Source organism: Vibrio sp. 10N.222.55.C7 (assembly GCF_041473335.1).
GTDB lineage: Bacteria > Pseudomonadota > Gammaproteobacteria > Enterobacterales > Vibrionaceae > Vibrio > Vibrio crassostreae_C.
On the sequence record NZ_JBFRSC010000008.1, the window covers coordinates 99,404 to 114,790 of the forward strand.

General features: G+C 44.1%; 16 protein-coding genes. 2 read left to right on the forward strand and 14 right to left on the reverse strand.

All coding sequences use genetic code 11. The features are described from left to right. Window positions 1-16: 16 nt before the first annotated feature. The 5 genes from AB4482_RS03055 to AB4482_RS03075 all read right to left on the reverse strand — a co-directional run bounded on the left by AB4482_RS03055 (window position 17) and on the right by AB4482_RS03075 (window position 3,237). Window positions 17-595 (reverse strand): DUF6162 family protein, encoded by a 579-nt coding sequence (locus AB4482_RS03055; RefSeq protein WP_372180533.1) that lies wholly within the window; start codon window positions 593-595, stop codon window positions 17-19. After that, a complete protein-coding gene (locus AB4482_RS03060) occupies window positions 592-927 on the reverse strand; it encodes a hypothetical protein (RefSeq protein ID WP_017079279.1) in 336 nt (111 codons plus the stop codon). The genes AB4482_RS03055 and AB4482_RS03060 overlap by 4 nt, the downstream gene beginning before the upstream one ends. Window positions 928-1,042: 115 nt before the next feature. Beyond that, window positions 1,043-1,879: a DUF4198 domain-containing protein gene (locus AB4482_RS03065; RefSeq protein ID WP_372180535.1), complete on the reverse strand. Its 837-nt coding sequence runs from the start codon at window positions 1,877-1,879 to the stop codon at window positions 1,043-1,045. Window positions 1,880-2,017: 138 nt separating this feature from the next. After that, complete coding sequence (locus tag AB4482_RS03070; protein ID WP_017062545.1) at window positions 2,018-2,536, reverse strand: DUF2271 domain-containing protein; 519 nt, start codon at window positions 2,534-2,536, stop codon at window positions 2,018-2,020. Between the two features lie 71 nt (window positions 2,537-2,607). Further along, window positions 2,608-3,237, reverse strand: coding sequence for a PepSY-associated TM helix domain-containing protein (locus tag AB4482_RS03075; protein ID WP_102428351.1), 630 nt, complete (start codon window positions 3,235-3,237; stop codon window positions 2,608-2,610). A 343-nt stretch (window positions 3,238-3,580) separates the two neighbouring features. Between AB4482_RS03075 and AB4482_RS03080 the strand changes: the two genes are divergently transcribed. Then, window positions 3,581-3,901, forward strand: coding sequence for a hypothetical protein (locus AB4482_RS03080; RefSeq protein WP_017067850.1), 321 nt, complete (start codon window positions 3,581-3,583; stop codon window positions 3,899-3,901). A gap of 129 nt (window positions 3,902-4,030) precedes the next feature. Here the strand turns inward: AB4482_RS03080 and AB4482_RS03085 are convergent, their stop codons facing one another. The 7 genes from AB4482_RS03085 to AB4482_RS03115 form a co-directional block, all read right to left on the reverse strand. Beyond that, the gene (locus AB4482_RS03085) at window positions 4,031-5,209 is read right to left on the reverse strand and encodes a tetratricopeptide repeat protein (RefSeq protein ID WP_372180536.1); all 1,179 of its coding nucleotides are present in this window, start codon (window positions 5,207-5,209) and stop codon (window positions 4,031-4,033) included. Continuing rightward, window positions 5,206-5,826, reverse strand: a complete 621-nt coding sequence (locus AB4482_RS03090) for an energy transducer TonB (RefSeq protein ID WP_017067523.1) — start codon at window positions 5,824-5,826, stop codon at window positions 5,206-5,208. The genes AB4482_RS03085 and AB4482_RS03090 overlap by 4 nt, the downstream gene beginning before the upstream one ends. A gap of 19 nt (window positions 5,827-5,845) precedes the next feature. Then, on the reverse strand, window positions 5,846-6,250 hold the full coding sequence (locus AB4482_RS03095) for a biopolymer transporter ExbD (RefSeq protein WP_004731145.1): 405 nt from the start codon (window positions 6,248-6,250) through the stop codon (window positions 5,846-5,848). Next, the gene (locus AB4482_RS03100) at window positions 6,247-6,807 is read right to left on the reverse strand and encodes a MotA/TolQ/ExbB proton channel family protein (protein ID WP_010429842.1); all 561 of its coding nucleotides are present in this window, start codon (window positions 6,805-6,807) and stop codon (window positions 6,247-6,249) included. The genes AB4482_RS03095 and AB4482_RS03100 overlap by 4 nt, the downstream gene beginning before the upstream one ends. After that, on the reverse strand, window positions 6,807-8,183 hold the full coding sequence (locus tag AB4482_RS03105) for a MotA/TolQ/ExbB proton channel family protein (RefSeq protein ID WP_017067522.1): 1,377 nt from the start codon (window positions 8,181-8,183) through the stop codon (window positions 6,807-6,809). The genes AB4482_RS03100 and AB4482_RS03105 overlap by 1 nt, the downstream gene beginning before the upstream one ends. After that, window positions 8,183-8,950 carry a DUF3450 domain-containing protein gene (locus tag AB4482_RS03110; RefSeq protein ID WP_017062550.1) on the reverse strand — a complete coding sequence of 256 codons (768 nt, stop codon included), beginning with the start codon at window positions 8,948-8,950 and terminating at the stop codon, window positions 8,183-8,185. The genes AB4482_RS03105 and AB4482_RS03110 overlap by 1 nt, the downstream gene beginning before the upstream one ends. Window positions 8,951-9,143: 193 nt before the next feature. Then, a complete protein-coding gene (locus AB4482_RS03115; protein WP_372135587.1) occupies window positions 9,144-11,240 on the reverse strand; it encodes a TonB-dependent siderophore receptor in 2,097 nt (698 codons plus the stop codon). A gap of 559 nt (window positions 11,241-11,799) precedes the next feature. Here AB4482_RS03115 and AB4482_RS03120 point away from each other — a divergent pair. Next, window positions 11,800-13,104, forward strand: a complete 1,305-nt coding sequence (locus tag AB4482_RS03120; RefSeq protein ID WP_017062553.1) for a dicarboxylate/amino acid:cation symporter — start codon at window positions 11,800-11,802, stop codon at window positions 13,102-13,104. Window positions 13,105-13,288: 184 nt separating this feature from the next. Here the strand turns inward: AB4482_RS03120 and AB4482_RS03125 are convergent, their stop codons facing one another. Together AB4482_RS03125 and AB4482_RS03130 are read right to left on the reverse strand one after the other, a co-directional pair. Beyond that, on the reverse strand, window positions 13,289-14,674 hold the full coding sequence (locus AB4482_RS03125; protein ID WP_017064547.1) for a sensor histidine kinase: 1,386 nt from the start codon (window positions 14,672-14,674) through the stop codon (window positions 13,289-13,291). Next, complete coding sequence (locus AB4482_RS03130; protein ID WP_017062555.1) at window positions 14,671-15,336, reverse strand: response regulator transcription factor; 666 nt, start codon at window positions 15,334-15,336, stop codon at window positions 14,671-14,673. The genes AB4482_RS03125 and AB4482_RS03130 overlap by 4 nt, the downstream gene beginning before the upstream one ends. Window positions 15,337-15,387 lie beyond the last annotated feature (51 nt).

Sequence of the window (15,387 nt, forward strand, 5' to 3'; positions counted from 1 at the left end):
AGTAATTCTCTTATTATTAGTGAGCATCGCTTTCATGATGCTGTTCAATTTCTGATTCGTTCACGACCATTTTCCAACCCGTAGACTCTAGCGTGTGTTGGTCAAAAGTAGCGGGCTGTTTCGCTACACCGCCCAAGAAGATCCAGATTTCAGGAGAAACGCTGTTCGCATTTAAAATAAAGGAATCCGCAAAACCATGATCGGTAGGCGTAGCTTGTTCACTTGGAGTAGAAAAGTAATAACCACGCTCGTCCAGTACCCAAGCATGAGAACCTTTGCGCTTCCAACTCTGATCTTCTACAAACGGGGCAACCCATTCATCTTTAAGTGATGCAACACTCGGCCATTCGCCGTCTGAGCCCATACGTAGGTCACGAATCTCTTCATGCGCTAAACGCAGCTCTGACAACATTGCCAAGTTTTCTTGTTCAACATCGGTCACCAGAATTTGATGATCAAGTACCGCTTTTACGTGGGTTTCTGCTTGATGAAATGGGATCGCGACCGTAGCAAAGCTCAGAATGAACACAATGATCAGCCCTACCCATTTGCCTTCTCTGCCGCCCGTGTCAGCACGTACACCTTGGATCATCATTTCTCGCTGATCTCAACAACGTCGACTTCAACAGGAAACTCATGGCCTGAATCGAATACAAGGTAGAACTCAGTGTCAGGGTTTGGAAACTCAACGATAGAGCGCTTATCTGTCATCTCTTTTGCAATCAAGTTGTCTTCGTAGTCGTACATCTCAACCGCGTAATCAATCGCTTTACTGCCATCAGAATAACCCGCTTCACAGGCCACGGTTTTGCCTTCAAACCAGCAGCTCATCAATGGAAAGTGTGCTTGCGCAGGCAATGCAGCGAAACCAAGTCCCAGTGCCAAGCATGGAGTGATTATCGATTTTAGTTTTGTTTTTATTGTCATGGTTCATACCCTAGCCACAGTGCAAATTCTCAGTAGTAAACTGAGCGATAAAGGGCTCAAATGAGCCCTTAAGTTTTTGATTGCTTAATCAGGGAGCTAGCCCCGATATCACAGATTACTGAAGCAGTGCTTCGAACGTCAGGTGAACGTTCGCGCTTGCTTTGTCTGCCAGTGGGTTGTCAATCAACTCACCTTTGTAGTTCGCTTTCATTACGTAACGACCAGCCACGTCTGGAGTGAACGTGATTTCGCCGTTCTCATCACTCACTACATCAATCTGTTCTTGGTGGTTGCGGTAAAGCGTGCCTTCACGAGTGATCTCCGCTTTCACGTCTTTTTGAATTTCACCGTTGTAGAAGAATTGGAACGTTACTGGTTCACCTTCAATGATGTCTGAAGGGTGCGTGACTGGCTTCATTTCAAGTAGCTTGCCTTCAATCTTAAATACTGAATCCGATGGCTTACCCACTGTGATGTAGCTTTCTGCACGGGTGAAACTAATTTGTGTTACCACGTCACGCGACTTTTCAGGAAGAACTGAATCACGTTCCGCTTTGTTTGCTTTAATCCATTTCACTGTGTCACGACGACCCGCTTTGTATTGCGTGTAGTAAGAAGGCTCATTGTTTATCACCACTTTGTGTGTACCTTCTTCTTCAAAATAGAAGTCGAAGATTGAACGACGCTTGCCACGAATAACGAAGTTAGGACGCTCGCTGCGGCCATCTGGCATGATGACATGAGCATTTTCGCTGCCAGCAGGCTTATCAAAAACAAACGTACCGTGAGACGCAGTAACATCGAACGTTAGCCAATCACCACCTTCTTTAGATACAGTAAAGTGAGATGGCAAAATCCAACGTGGGTGAGCTTGTGCCGTTGTCGTTGCTGCTAGACCGAATGCCATCACACCCGCTAGAGCAAGTGCTTTGATTTTTGTCTGTTTCATCATGTTCAATTCCATTATTTATAATTGTTAGCCGTGTCGCTCTATCTGAGCCTACGATGACCACTGTCTATTCTGTTCAGCTTGGTTTTAGTTCGTACTTACTAGTTACTGTTCGCACTTGCTAGTTACTGTTCGCACTTACTATTTAGCGATGTAGTTCAGGGTGATTTCACCCGTCTCTTCCGTTGCTTTTAATTCGTAAGATATGTTTGAATCTGCGAGTGATACTTTTTGGCGAAGGTAATTACGGCCACCGTGTTCACGAACCACTTCGATATGAACCGTGTACTCGCCTTGTTCTAACGTTTCACCGCTGTCGCTCTTACCATCCCACACGAAACGGTACTGGCCAGCAGGACGTGTTGCAGACGTCACAGCATCAACCAGTTCACGATCGTAACGGCCAACCTTTCTCCACCAGCTGCGCAGATCCTTAAGCCATTCGTCTTTACCGACCCAAAGCTCGATGGTTTTCACTGACTTTCGTTCGCTATTCTCTACCCACACCGCCACATAAGGACGTGCATACATAGAGGTATCAATCTTTGGAAGCTCAAAGCTGACATCCAGTTTTGCCGTATCAGGAATCGCTTGTGCCATACCTAGGCTTGGCAAAAGAGATAAAGCAAGAAGCGCCTTGCTCCAGTTCATTTTTTTCATTTTTAACAACCTTTAAAATCCGTTTAACCTTAAGTTCGTTCTTCAATCCGATTCATCAATCGAATCAAGCGTTAAGGCACGGCGACAAAATAGATAACCAATGAGATTGCAGACCCAAACACCGTCCATTTAATGGAGGTATTGAGTGTTTTTTTCTTAGGTAACAGTAAGCACACGCCAGTAAGCACAAAGAAGATCATCAGTAGCGCAGTGATATCGATAAACCATTTCCATACTTCACCGCTGTTACGACCTTTATGTAGATCGTTCAACAATGCGATAACGCCGTAATTCGTGGTTTCGACTTCTACAAATTCAGACGTAACGTCAACAAACACGGAAGCGTTGTAGCCCGGTCCTTTGAAGTCCATAGACACTTCACCGATGAGCAACTCACCGTCTTCGATCTCTGCGTAGATGTCCAAACCTGAAGGAACGCCGGAGAGGTTAGCTTCTTCAAACAGAAACGTTTCAAAGGCTGTCTCGTCAGCTTTTAAACGGCCGTCTTGGATCGTAAATAAACTAGTAGGAAGCGTTAGCGTAGAGCGTTGGATATTGGGTTGGCTTGATTCAAATAACTCAGGTCGGTTCAGGGTTATACCTGTCACTGAGAAGAAAAGAACCACGAACAGAAGCGCCATAGAAATATAAACATGAAGTCGACGAGCCCATGACTGAACCGCCCTACTTTTTAACGACATACAAACCAATACCTATAAATTTTATGGCGACAATTTAGTTGATAATCATTCGTATTGGCATTCAATTTACATTGTTTACGTTTGCCGAGTGGCGTAAGGAAATTTACATAACATTACATGGGAAGTAATCGAACTGTATGCATATTCTTGCTAACGTGTACTAAAGGGATTTGATTCGTTTTATTAGAGGTTATTGATAACAGGGTCAAAGCTCAAAAAAGCTCAATCTCAACATGCTTGATTGAGATGGGTTTAAGGTAACAGTCGTAGCTTTAAGGATAGAAAGTTGGGACTATTTGATCACTGGTTTGATGATAGCTAATGAAGCTTAAAAGGATTTGAAATGCGTATTTTTGTTTTGGCTTTTGCTGCGCTAGTGACGGCGTGCACCAGCCAAATAATCAGCACGGAAGAACATATTCAAGAATACATCGGTTCAGACATAACCGATGTACAAGAACGTTATCTCACCGAACGGTCACGCCCTATCAGTTTTTGGGCGTCTCGAAACTATGCTTGGATTGAAACCAAGAAACCGTTAGACAATGGTTATACAGTACACGCATTCAAAAACCCTTATCGTGACTGCACCATTAATTGGGTTGCTGATACCAGCGGCGTGATTCAAAGTGCTACGTCCAGCGGCACGATGTGCGAGCCTTAACTGCCGCATTGGAACGATAAAGTTCAAAAAGCTTTAACCGCCAAAATTAAAAAGGGTGTCATTTGAACCATCAAATGACACCCTTTTCTCTATATTACTTTCTCTTGTCTTCTGTTGTGCTATTCGCAGTTAGACGTTGCCGTTATCACTCACTGTTCTTAGCTGAGTCAGATATTTAATCCAACCTTTTGCCTCAGAAGAAGGCTCAATGTTGTTCGCACGTTTCGCTTGAGCAAGAGCATTATCAAGATTCTTTAGCTTGTACCATGAACGTACTTTCGCTAAAGCAACATCAGCTTGCTTGTTCTTGTCTTTCACTTTATCCAAAACAACCAGAGCACGATCGTAGTAACCTTGCTGAACCAGTAATTGAGCCACATTCCAATGATATTGCGTGTCCTTTTTAGACGCTAACGTCCATACTTCAATCGCATTGTCCCACTCTTTCGCTAACTGCCAGTAGGTTGCTTGCTCAGCCAGGAGTTGAACATCGCTGTTCGCATCATCTAACTTAGCGATCTCTTGTGCTGCACGCTCTGGAATACCACGTTTAGCATAAAGCTGAGCCAGTAATCGGCGGTCTGAGTTTTTCAGCTCAACACCTTGTAGATCCGCCAACGCTAACGTGTTCAATGCATCGCGGTTACGCTCTAGTCTTAACTGAATACCCACAAGTTGACGCCACCAGTTGTCTTTTTCTGGCTGAAGTTCAATCAGGCTTTCCAGTGTTGGAATAGATTGCTTCCATTGCTTTAACTGTAGTTGTGCACCCAATTTTAGCGAAAGAGGCGACAGTTCTGATTTCGCATTGAACTTGTCGCGATTACCAATAGCAACCAGTACTTTTGACCAGTTTTCGATTTGGTATTCCGCTTGTGCAATTCGCATCCAAAGCACGTCTTTCTTTTCTGCCTCTGGCGCTGTTTTTACTAACTCGTAGTAATGTGGAAGCGCGTTTTTGAACTGTTGATCGTTTAATAACAGATCCGCAAGCATACGCTTCGTTATCCAAGCTTGTTCATCCACCAGCAAATTGGTATCGACGGCGTATGTAAGCTGCTTAATCGCCTTATCGGTTTTGCCATCTTGCCAGTAAAAAACACCTAGCATACGAGCTACGTACGCTTTGTCGTAGCCCTTAGAAAGCTCTAAACCTGCTAGTACGTCAATGGCCTGTTTAACCTGTTCATCTTGAGCAAGCTTATGCGCCTTTTGAACACGAATAGCAGTATATTGGGTTAGCTCTTGTGCCTGTGTTGTAAGGGGCATTAACAACAAGCCCACTAATATCCATATCTGTTTCATCATTTTGCCAACTTAAACTCTAGTTTCACGGTTTGACCAACCTGAGCTATCGCTTTTCCATCGACGACTTTCGGTTGATATTTCCATTTTTTAAGTGCTCTCATCGCTTCACGTTCAAACATACGACGTGGGTTTGCGTCAGTGACTTGAATGTCAATTGGGCGTCCCGTTTCGTCGATGGTAAAAGACATTATCACATGGCCTTCAGCACCACGCTTCAGCGCTTTAGGTGGGTAACGAGGTTCTACTCGATACAGAGGCATTGCTTGTTGGTTTGACCCAAAATCAGAAAATGTCGGCGCGTTAATCGCTAGGCCGTCAATGGATGTATTCAAATCCAAAGAAGGTAATGAAGACATCGAATTCAGAGGCGTAACTTCAGCTTGTGACTGAGACGTTTGCGCTTCCGGTGGCGGCTCTGGCATTTCTGGTTTTTCAGGGACTGCACGTTGTCTTCTTTGAACTTCTTGTTCTTGTTCCACCATTACCATGTTGAAACTTAACGTCTCGCTATCGTCTGGTGAACGTTGGTGGCCATTATCGACCATCCAAGCCATGAAAGAAAACAGCGCTAAGCCCAATGCACCCGCTAGCGGTAAAGCAAGAAATAGGCGAATCATTTATGAAGATCCTCCAAGATCATCGCTTTTCAGCAGCAAGCGCAATGTTTTTAACACCCGCACCTTTAGCGGCGTCCATCACTTTAACAACGGTTCCGTTGTAAGCGTGTTCATCCGCTTGAATGACCAAAGAAGCATCAGGTTGTTCTAGCAATAAATGCTCTAACGTCGCTTGAACACGTTCAACATCAACAACACGTTTATCGATGAAGATGTCATTCGCAGACGTAATCGCTACAAAGATACCCGCATCCTTTTGGCTTACTACGTTAGACGCTTGTGGGCGATTGACTTCCACCCCTGATTCACGAACAAATGAACTGGTCACAATAAAGAAAATAAGCATGATAAAGACAATATCAAGCATCGAAGTAAGGTCTATTTGAGCCTCTTCGTTTTTAGAATGACGTCGACCGAGTCTCATCGTTGACTCCTTAAAGATTTTTCTAATTTCAATTCTAAGCGGTTACACACTTTCGCTAAGCGAGCGTGAACAAACATGCCCGCTAACGCTGCAACCATGCCTGCCATGGTTGGCAGTGTTGCTAACGAGATACCTGAAGCCATCAATTTAGGGTCACTGCTGCCTTGTGTCGCCATAACATCAAAAACAGAGATCATACCGGTTACAGTGCCTAGCAAGCCCAACATCGGGCAAATAGCGACTAACAGCTTAATAAAATTCAAGTTTTGGTTAAGCAAGATACTCGCTTGCCCTAACCAACCTTCACGAATGGCTTTGGCATGCCAAGAAGAGTGATCTTCTCTTTCATGCCATTTCGCTATCCAAGCTTGGCGTTGCTTAGGAAAGTAGAACGCAAGATAAAGCACACGTTCTACCACAAGCACCCAATACACTAGGACGACAGCCGCTAGCCACCACAGGACGAAACCGCCCTGCTCCATAAAGCTTGATAAAGACAGCAGCCAGTCACTCGTTAACCAACTCGCTGGTAATAGAGAACCCGACAAAATATCCATTACGCAGCAGTCCCAACTGGTGAAACAACAGCGTTTGATTCAACGGTCTTTTCAGCCTGCTCAGCAACAAGACCAATACCTTGCTTCTCAAGAATATTGCGAATGTTTTCTGCTTGAGTGCTAAGAATGTTGTGTGCCAGTAGAAGAGGCATTGCCGCAACCAGACCAAGTACCGTAGTTACAAGCGCCATCGAGATACCACCCGCCATAACTTTAGGGTCGCCATTACCAAACTGAGTGATCACTTGGAATGTTTCGATCATGCCGGTTACTGTACCTAAAAGGCCCAACATTGGTGCTAGTGCCGCCAATAGCTTAAGCATCGATAGACCTTTCTCTAGGTGAGTCTGCTCATCAACTACCGCTTCTAAAAGTCGCAACTCTAACGCTTCAACCGTTTGGTTTTGTTCCTTGTTGTACATCGCAAGAACACGACCTAGTGGGTTATCACCCGCTTGCTCAGGGTTCTTAAGTTGCGCGCGAATTTTCTGGCGTGCGATAGCAAGAGAGACACCACGAACTAATGCGATGATTAGACCAATAGCTAGTAGGCCAAGAATCACTTTACCAACCACACCACCCGCTTGTAGACGGTCAGTTAAACTTGGCGTAAGTGCTAATTGCTCTAGCATAAACCCGCGAGAAGGATCGACAACCACGTTAGATACTTCACCATTCGCTAACGAAGAAAGTGACGCTAACGTTGGACCATTTTGTGGTTGCTTAAGGTAAGCGATCGCATCTTCACGCTGAGTGTTCCAGCTAACATAACCTTGCTCTGTCACAAGACCAATCGAACCTAGTCGGTAAGCGTCAACCTTGTTTGTATTGCCTTCACCATTAATGAATGCAATTTGAGATTTGCTAAGCTCAGAACTCGCTTGGATCTGTTCAACCATGCTCATCCACAAACCGGTCAGCTGTGGCATTGAAGGCAGTGATTTAGCATCAATGATTTGATCAACAGTTGCAGTGTGTTCAGCACGATCAACACTATTCACGGTTGAGCTAAGCTCTGCGCCGAGTTCTTTTGCGTTTTGACGAACGACACCGAACAGCTCGCCTAAGCTACCGGTTTCTAAACGCAGCTTCTCTTCTAAGCGAGCAAGCTTGTTTTCGTTATCACTGAACGTTTGAGTCAGAACATCTGTCGCACCTTGGATAGACGTACGCTTCGCTTCAAGCTGAGCTTTGATCGCTTTCAGTTCTTGTTCTGTCTTTTTGAAATCAGCTTCACGCACTACGTTGTGAGAAGCTTGAGTTCGACTCTCTGATTTTGCTTTATTAACTAGCTGAGCCGTTGAGTCTGAAGCTGAGAAAGCAGAAAATGAAAGTGATGTAATGCAAAGCAATGCTGCTAATGGCTTTAAGTTCATTACTTAACCTCCGCAACAGTTAAAGAAACAGGTAAAGTAATTAGGCTTGGCGCCGCTTGTTGGCTTGCAATGTCGTAAGCTTTATCTAGCTCAGATTTCATTGAAGAATCTAGCTCTTGCCACTGATTTTGTGTTTGATTCCAAGACCAATATTGGCTGCCATTTAGGTTACGAGCCACCAAAGAGATACGACCTAGGTGCAACACGTCAGCTTCAATCGTTCTGTCGTTGCTCAATGCAACGCGGCCTTGGTAAGCACCGAGCTTGATGCCGTAGTCCATCTCGATTTGGTAAGCTTCCAGGATACGACGATACTTCTCAGCATCACTCACATCAGCACGAGTCATCATTGCTTGTAGCTTTTCTACTCTTTCTAGACGCTGTTCTTTCTTAATCGGCACGTCTTTCTCTACCAACTGTTCAAGACCATCGATCATTTGATACATCAATGGCACAACACCTTGGCGTGTGTATTTGATTTCTTCGATCTGCTCTTCAATGCTTTGAGCTTCTTGGTTTTGGCTCTCAACCAATGCAGCAAGGTGATCGTGATAGATTTCTAAGTTTTTAACTTCTTCTTGCAGACGCTCAATCTCAGCTTGCAGCATTAAAGTCGCTTGTGAGCTTTTATCAATAACCTTTTGGCTCGAAGCCGACGCGTTATTGGTCTTGTTTTGAATTGATTGAGCTTGATCCAAGCTGTTTGCCATAGAAGACGTTGCAACCAAACTGATGGCAAGCGCTAGGCTAGTTTTTAAAAGATTCATAATTGTAGTCATTTACTATAGAAGAAGGTCAAATACATTTTATTGATAAATACTATTATTGATAAGCACTCTCATTATCATTAAAAGTCACTCGCATTACTAGGGATATTTTACTGAATAGCAGAATCACGAAAGGAGAAAGCCGAAACTTTCCCCTTAGTATTTAGGCTAACAATAGTACCCTACTAACAAATTAGTATTTTACCTGTAAAGTCGCCATGTAGTTACGGCCTTCGCCGATTACTACGTCTTCAGCAAATTGGTGGTTTGAAGATGTTGAACCGCCACCCGCTAGGTATTCTTTATCAAATACGTTCTCGACTGTTAGACGCGCTACGAAATCAAGAGAATCGTCGTACTTAAGCGTGTATGCAGCACCCATATCTACACGTGCGTAGCCGTCTTTCTTGAATGTGTTCGCGCTATCGCCGTAACGAGAACCTTCGTAGATAAGACCCAGGTTCACATCAACTTCGTTTGTTGCTGCATAGGTAGACCAAACGCTTGCTGCAAACTCAGGTACGTCAACTGGACGGTTACCTTCATACGTTTCATGGTTCGTGATTTCAGCATCTAAGTACATTGCAGAACCAGACATAGAGAATTTTTCTGAGATAAAGCCTTGCGCTGCTAACTCAGCGCCACGGTGAACTTGTTCGCCACCTTGTGTCTTCGTCCAATCGCCTGATGAAGTGTCTTCTACATCCATTGAGATGTTTTCTTGGGTAATATCAAATACCGCACCAGAAACGAATAGACGTTCGTCCATCAGCTCCCACTTAGTACCGACTTCGTAAGAAACACCCGTCGCGGCATCAAGAAGTTCGCCATCGTTGGTGTAGTTACGGCTACCGCTAGACACAACACCTTGTGGTTCGAAACTTTCAGAGTAAGAAGCGTAGATACTACCGTTTGATGCTGGGTGGTAAATCAGGCCAAGCTTAGGCGCTACATTTTCTTCTGCTACGCCATCACTTACTTTACGGTCGAAACGAGCACCCGCAAGAACTTGCCATTCATCATTAATAGTAATCAAATCTTGGATGTAGAAGCCCCAAGTATCGTAAGTACTCATCTTACCTAGCGATGTTGGACCCACTGACGGCGCTGGTACTGTTGCATCTGGTGCGTATTCAGCGCTGCTGAAGCGATCCATACCACGGTAATAGCTGTAGCCTAACCAGTTAGCACCGAATAATAGTTGGTGCTCTGTGCCCGCAAGATCAGCGGTTGTTGTTAGATCAACGTAAGCCGTTCTGAAACGCCATTTATCATGACGGTAGTTACCGCCTTGAGTCACGGTGCCCGTACCATCAGGATTCATATTTGAAAAGCTTGGGTAGCTTTCCATATCAATACGTTCGAAATCTTGGTAGTTGAAACCTGTTTTTAATGACCATGTATCAGTCAGGTTAGCAGCAATATCAAAACCAACGTTCTCAACATCATTCTCGATCTGTGACCACTGTGCATCCCAGATGTGCTTGTCGCTACCTACTCGGTTGCCGTCTAGCGTGTATAAAGCGCCAGAATCTACGCTACCTTCGTCGTTAGTTTTGTCGTAATGAACAGAAACTGTCACGTCTTCAGTTACATCGTAATCAACGAATACACCACCAACAAAACGTTCTGTTTGTGGTTCAGTTCCGTCACCATAAGTTCTCCAAGAGCCGTAGCTTTCTTTAGATAGAATCGCGCGACCACGTAGAGTTTCAGCGTCGTTCAAAGCGCCACTTACGTCTACCGTTGTACGAGAATGGTCATTAGAACCAATATCTTGGCTAACACTTACTTGCGTATCGTAAGTTGGCTTTTTGCTTACCATGTTGATCAAGCCACCTGGTGCAGAAATACCGTAAAGAAGACCAGAAGGTCCTTTTAGTACTTCAACACGCTCTAGCAGTTCGATTGGTTGACGGTAGTGAGACCAATGTTGCTGGCCATTTTTAAGGAAGCCCGAAGAGCTTTCTACCGAGAAACCACGTAGAGAGAAACGTTCACGGTTACGGCTTGTACCGCCAGCACTTACACTCGCGTCATTCTTAAGCACGTCACCAAGCGTTGTTGCACGCTGTTCATCGATGATTTGCTCATCGATTACTAAAACTTGTCCCGGAGTCTCTAATTGAGTCGCCTCCATGCGCATTGCTGTTGTGTTCGTGTCGGCTTTATAACCGTAGTCACGACCTTCAACAACCATATGCTCGTCTGTTTTTACTGTTTCTGCCAATACTGCTGGTGAAGCTAATACTGCGCCGATCACTAAAGCCAATGGGCTCTTTGAAAACATGTCCTTTACTCCGCTTTTATTCTTTTAGACGAACACTTTGTTATTTATTCGATGTGTTCGCTGAACCGTTGCCGGTACCACTGAATTATTTCGGGAGTGAATATAAGTGATAACTATTACCATTTGCATTAAATTTACATTCTTTGCATTCGTAAAGTTTTGTAAAGGCCTGTCGGTGAGTCATATTTGAGGAGTTCAACAAAACCATTCAATACAAATAGTTAAGGCTCATGGACGTAAATCGACTGGTTATCTTCACCGAATTTTTTGAAACAACGGTATTTGTTCAGTCAATTGAAGACGTGAAGATTGATAAGAAAATCATCTCTTCTTATTTACTACCTTTGAAACGACAAATTTATGTATAAAACCCTCGATAGATGTAAATTAACAGTGAATTATTTTGTTTTTATTTGTTTAATTTACACAATTATCAGTGATTTTGATCACATCTATAATTCCAAACTCATTTTTTGTTTTTCGAATTGATTATCCGACTGCTAATCTCCTGCTCACTTTGAAAAGGTATCAAAGTTATAAATAATAAGGAGTGTTCTAAATGAATACCAAGAAACCTATGTCTCTGACTGGTCGAGTAATCCTCGGTATGGTCGTAGGTATATTAACGGGATTCGCCATTCAATCCCTTTTTGCAGACAACGGATTTGTTAACAACTACATCGTTAACGGACTCTTTGAAGTGGGCGGACAAATCTTTGTCGCCAGTTTAAAAATGCTTGTTGTGCCTCTAGTCTTCGTTTCACTAGTGTGCGGTACAAGTTCTCTTAAAGACTTATCAACTCTTGGCCGTATGGGTGGCAAAACGCTTGCACTTTATATCGGTACTACTGCCGTTGCCATCACTCTAGCATTAACTATCGGTAACCTGTTCCAACCTGGAGCTGGTGCGGATCTTACTGCTGCGAGCTCTTTCAAATCAGCGGATGCCCCTTCTCTGGGCCAAGTAATCATCGACATGTTCCCAACCAACCCTATTCAGGCGATGGCTGAGGGCAAAACGTTACAAGTTATCGTATTTGCAGTGTTGTTTGGTATCGCAATCAGTGCAGCGGGCAAACCCGGTGAACGTATCGCTGCAGTTTTCTCTGATCTAAACGAAGTGATCATGAAGCTAGTTGCGCTACTAATGAACCTTGCTCCTTACGGCGTATTCTTCTTGATGGCGAAACTGTTCTCTGGCCTTGGCTTAGGTGCGATTTGGAACCTAGCAGAATACTTCTTAGTGCTTGCTGGTACCCTGCTGTTGCATGGCTTGGTGACTTACAGTGCGATGCTTAAAGGATTCACAGGTCTTAGTCCGATTACGTTCCTACGTAAGATGGAAGATGCAATCATGTTTGCATTCTCAACAGCATCTTCGAACGCAACAATTCCAGTAACTATGGAAACGGCTAAGAACCGTATGGGCGTAGACAACAAAGTCGCTTCTTTCACAGTACCACTAGGTGCAACTGTGAACATGGACGGCACTGCAATCATGCAAGGTGTTGCGACGGCATTTATCGCGCAAGCGTACAACATCGACCTTTCAATGGGTGATTACCTAATGGTTATCCTAACGGCGACACTGGCGTCTGTTGGTACTGCAGGTGTCCCTGGTGTTGGTCTTGTTATGCTAGCGATGGTATTGAACCAAGTTGGCCTGCCGCTTGAAGGTATTGCTCTAATCATGGGTGTTGACCGCCTTCTTGATATGATTCGTACCGCTGTAAACATCACAGGTGATAGTGCCGTATCTATCATCGTTGCTAAGTCTGAAGGCGCTCTAGACGAGTCTCGCTTCAACGACCCAGCAGCAGGTGAGAAAGAAGAAGAAGTTAAGCTAGCTCGCCAACAGGCATAGTCTCGCTTATCTTATGCTCTTGTCTTCAAGCTCAGGCGTAATTAATGGCTACGCCTAGCCCATACCAAAGCGCATAAAAAAAAACGCCACTGCAGATGCAGTGGCGTTTTTATTGGGTATCGCTTAAGTCAGTACTACTGAGTTGGGACAGTTATCAATTTAAGGTAATTATCAATAGGGAAAGCTAATCACCGATTGGGAACATCAAGTTCACTCTCAGCCCCCCACCTTCTCTATTCTCAGCAGTTACATGTCCATTCATCACACCCATCGCTTCTTTAACAATCGCAAGGCCCAGACCGTAGCCACCAGACCGTTTGTCTCTTGCTGATTCAATACGAGTAAACGGGTCGAATATACCTGCAATCTTGTTATCAGGAATACCATCACCGTCATCTTCTACAGATATTACACTGTAACGTCTATCCATTACCTGTTCGTATGTCGTCACGACCACATGAGCGTTCTCACCCGCGTATTTAATGGCATTCCCGACCAAGTTACCAATGACTCGAAGCAGTAGCCTCTCATCAACGTTCACCATTGATATCGGCGTCTCTAGGGAACCAATCAAAGTTTGATTCGGTTTTAAATCGTTTTGCATCTGCGCGATCAACATTGAACAATAGTGCTCAAGGTGCATTAAACTTAACTTGGAGTCATAGCGAGAGGTTTCTAAGCGGCTAAATTCAAGTATCTCACCCACCAGCTTATTCATCTCTTCTGTTTCATTTTCCATTCGTTCTAGCAAACCAATGCTTTTATCATCAACCTTGCTGCGCAGCAGGTGTAGTGCGAGGTTTTGCCTTGCTAATGGTGTTCTTAACTCGTGTGAGACATCACGAATCAAACAACGTTGCTTTTCAGCCAGAGATTTAATCTCAAAGGTCATATAATCAAAATCGTGTGCAAGCTCGTTGAATTCACGCGTGGTGGAGTTCAACTCCGACACCACACTGACCGTGAAGTCACCTTGAGCCAGTCTGCGGCTCGCTTCTCTCAATCTATCCAACGGTTGCTGAAGGCTTTTGGCCATGATAATCGAGAACAGAGACAATACGACCAATGCAATCAATGCTTTAAGCATATAGGAATATGGCGCAAAAGATTTTGCGGGATGAAACTGGTGCGGTAGTTGGATAACCAGTGTTTTACCGTTATCCAGTGGTAGGCCGAAGATCGGCTTACTCACTCGATCACTAAGTTGGTGATCTAACGTTCTTAAGTATTTGAGCTTAAATTCAAAATGTGGGTGCATGTGACGATGTGTGATCGGACGATTGTCTTTATCAATGACGAACAGATAATACTGCTGAGCATTACCCCAGTCCGCGAGTTCATCCATGTCCCCTTCTTCGATCAACACATTCGCTTGGTAAGCAAGGTCGAGCATTTCCGCTTTTACCGATTCTGGGACTTTAAGCAGCGCTTTCATCAAGGCTCTTTCAGCGACACCTTGCAGGATCAAAATACTCACCAAAATGACGGTCAGGTAACTGAACAGTTGGAAAGTGAGTCCGTCTTTACGCTTAGCAATAAAATCAGGGCAACGCAGCAGTTTTTTACTCATGCTCCGACCGACTCTAGGTAACTGTAACCTTTACCACGAACGGTTTTTATATGTTGTTTAGACAAACCTGCCTGAACGAGCTTTCTACGTATATTGCTGATATGCATATCTAAATTACGATCGAAGGGACACAATTCTTTCTTGAGTACATGGATTTGCAGATCAGACTTTGAGACGACAATACCGTCATTTTTGACCAAATAATCAAGCAAGTCTTTTTCAGTGCCAGTTAATGGCAAACGAGAGAGTTGTTCACACAAGCCGTGATTAGAGGAAGCTAAAGATTGTCTTTGGCGTTCAAAACCCACTCGGCGCAAGATCACCTTAATACGGGTTAAGAGTTCAGGAACATTGAAAGGTTTAGCGATGTACTGGTCGGCGCCTGCTTGGTAGCCATCGAGCATTGAGGCATCGTCGTTAAGCGCGGTTAGCATAAGAATGGGAGTAGCAAAACGCTGACAAATACGTCTTGCTACTTGAATGCCGCTTAGGTTCGGAAGCATTACATCGAGTAGAACCAAATCGACAGGGTGAGATTGAATAAACTCAAGCGCGGATTCACCGCAATGAACAGTATCAACGTGATACCCCTCATTTTCTAACACTTCACCCAGTAATTCACACAACTGAATATCATCATCAACAACTAAAACGCGAGACATTACACATACCGATAAATAAGAACTGTTTGCATTCTAATTATCGTTATTATT

What these genes read in the sequence shown, in the direction of transcription:
- AB4482_RS03060 (WP_017079279.1), bottom strand. Translation starts at nt 927, where the DNA reads ATGACAATAAAAACAAAACTAAAATCGATAATCACTCCATGCTTGGCA.
- AB4482_RS03115 (WP_372135587.1), bottom strand. Translation starts at nt 11,240, where the DNA reads ATGTTTTCAAAGAGCCCATTGGCTTTAGTGATCGGCGCAGTATTAGCT.
- AB4482_RS03120 (WP_017062553.1), top strand. Translation starts at nt 11,800, where the DNA reads ATGAATACCAAGAAACCTATGTCTCTGACTGGTCGAGTAATCCTCGGT.
- AB4482_RS03110 (WP_017062550.1), bottom strand. Translation starts at nt 8,950, where the DNA reads ATGAATCTTTTAAAAACTAGCCTAGCGCTTGCCATCAGTTTGGTTGCA.
- AB4482_RS03075 (WP_102428351.1), bottom strand. Translation starts at nt 3,237, where the DNA reads ATGTCGTTAAAAAGTAGGGCGGTTCAGTCATGGGCTCGTCGACTTCAT.
- AB4482_RS03105 (WP_017067522.1), bottom strand. Translation starts at nt 8,183, where the DNA reads ATGAACTTAAAGCCATTAGCAGCATTGCTTTGCATTACATCACTTTCA.
- AB4482_RS03065 (WP_372180535.1), bottom strand. Translation starts at nt 1,879, where the DNA reads ATGATGAAACAGACAAAAATCAAAGCACTTGCTCTAGCGGGTGTGATG.
- AB4482_RS03085 (WP_372180536.1), bottom strand. Translation starts at nt 5,209, where the DNA reads ATGATGAAACAGATATGGATATTAGTGGGCTTGTTGTTAATGCCCCTT.
- AB4482_RS03100 (WP_010429842.1), bottom strand. Translation starts at nt 6,807, where the DNA reads ATGGATATTTTGTCGGGTTCTCTATTACCAGCGAGTTGGTTAACGAGT.
- AB4482_RS03070 (WP_017062545.1), bottom strand. Translation starts at nt 2,536, where the DNA reads ATGAAAAAAATGAACTGGAGCAAGGCGCTTCTTGCTTTATCTCTTTTG.
- AB4482_RS03080 (WP_017067850.1), top strand. Translation starts at nt 3,581, where the DNA reads ATGCGTATTTTTGTTTTGGCTTTTGCTGCGCTAGTGACGGCGTGCACC.
- AB4482_RS03055 (WP_372180533.1), bottom strand. Translation starts at nt 595, where the DNA reads ATGATGATCCAAGGTGTACGTGCTGACACGGGCGGCAGAGAAGGCAAA.
- AB4482_RS03095 (WP_004731145.1), bottom strand. Translation starts at nt 6,250, where the DNA reads ATGAGACTCGGTCGACGTCATTCTAAAAACGAAGAGGCTCAAATAGAC.
- AB4482_RS03125 (WP_017064547.1), bottom strand. Translation starts at nt 14,674, where the DNA reads ATGAGTAAAAAACTGCTGCGTTGCCCTGATTTTATTGCTAAGCGTAAA.
- AB4482_RS03130 (WP_017062555.1), bottom strand. Translation starts at nt 15,336, where the DNA reads ATGTCTCGCGTTTTAGTTGTTGATGATGATATTCAGTTGTGTGAATTA.
- AB4482_RS03090 (WP_017067523.1), bottom strand. Translation starts at nt 5,826, where the DNA reads ATGATTCGCCTATTTCTTGCTTTACCGCTAGCGGGTGCATTGGGCTTA.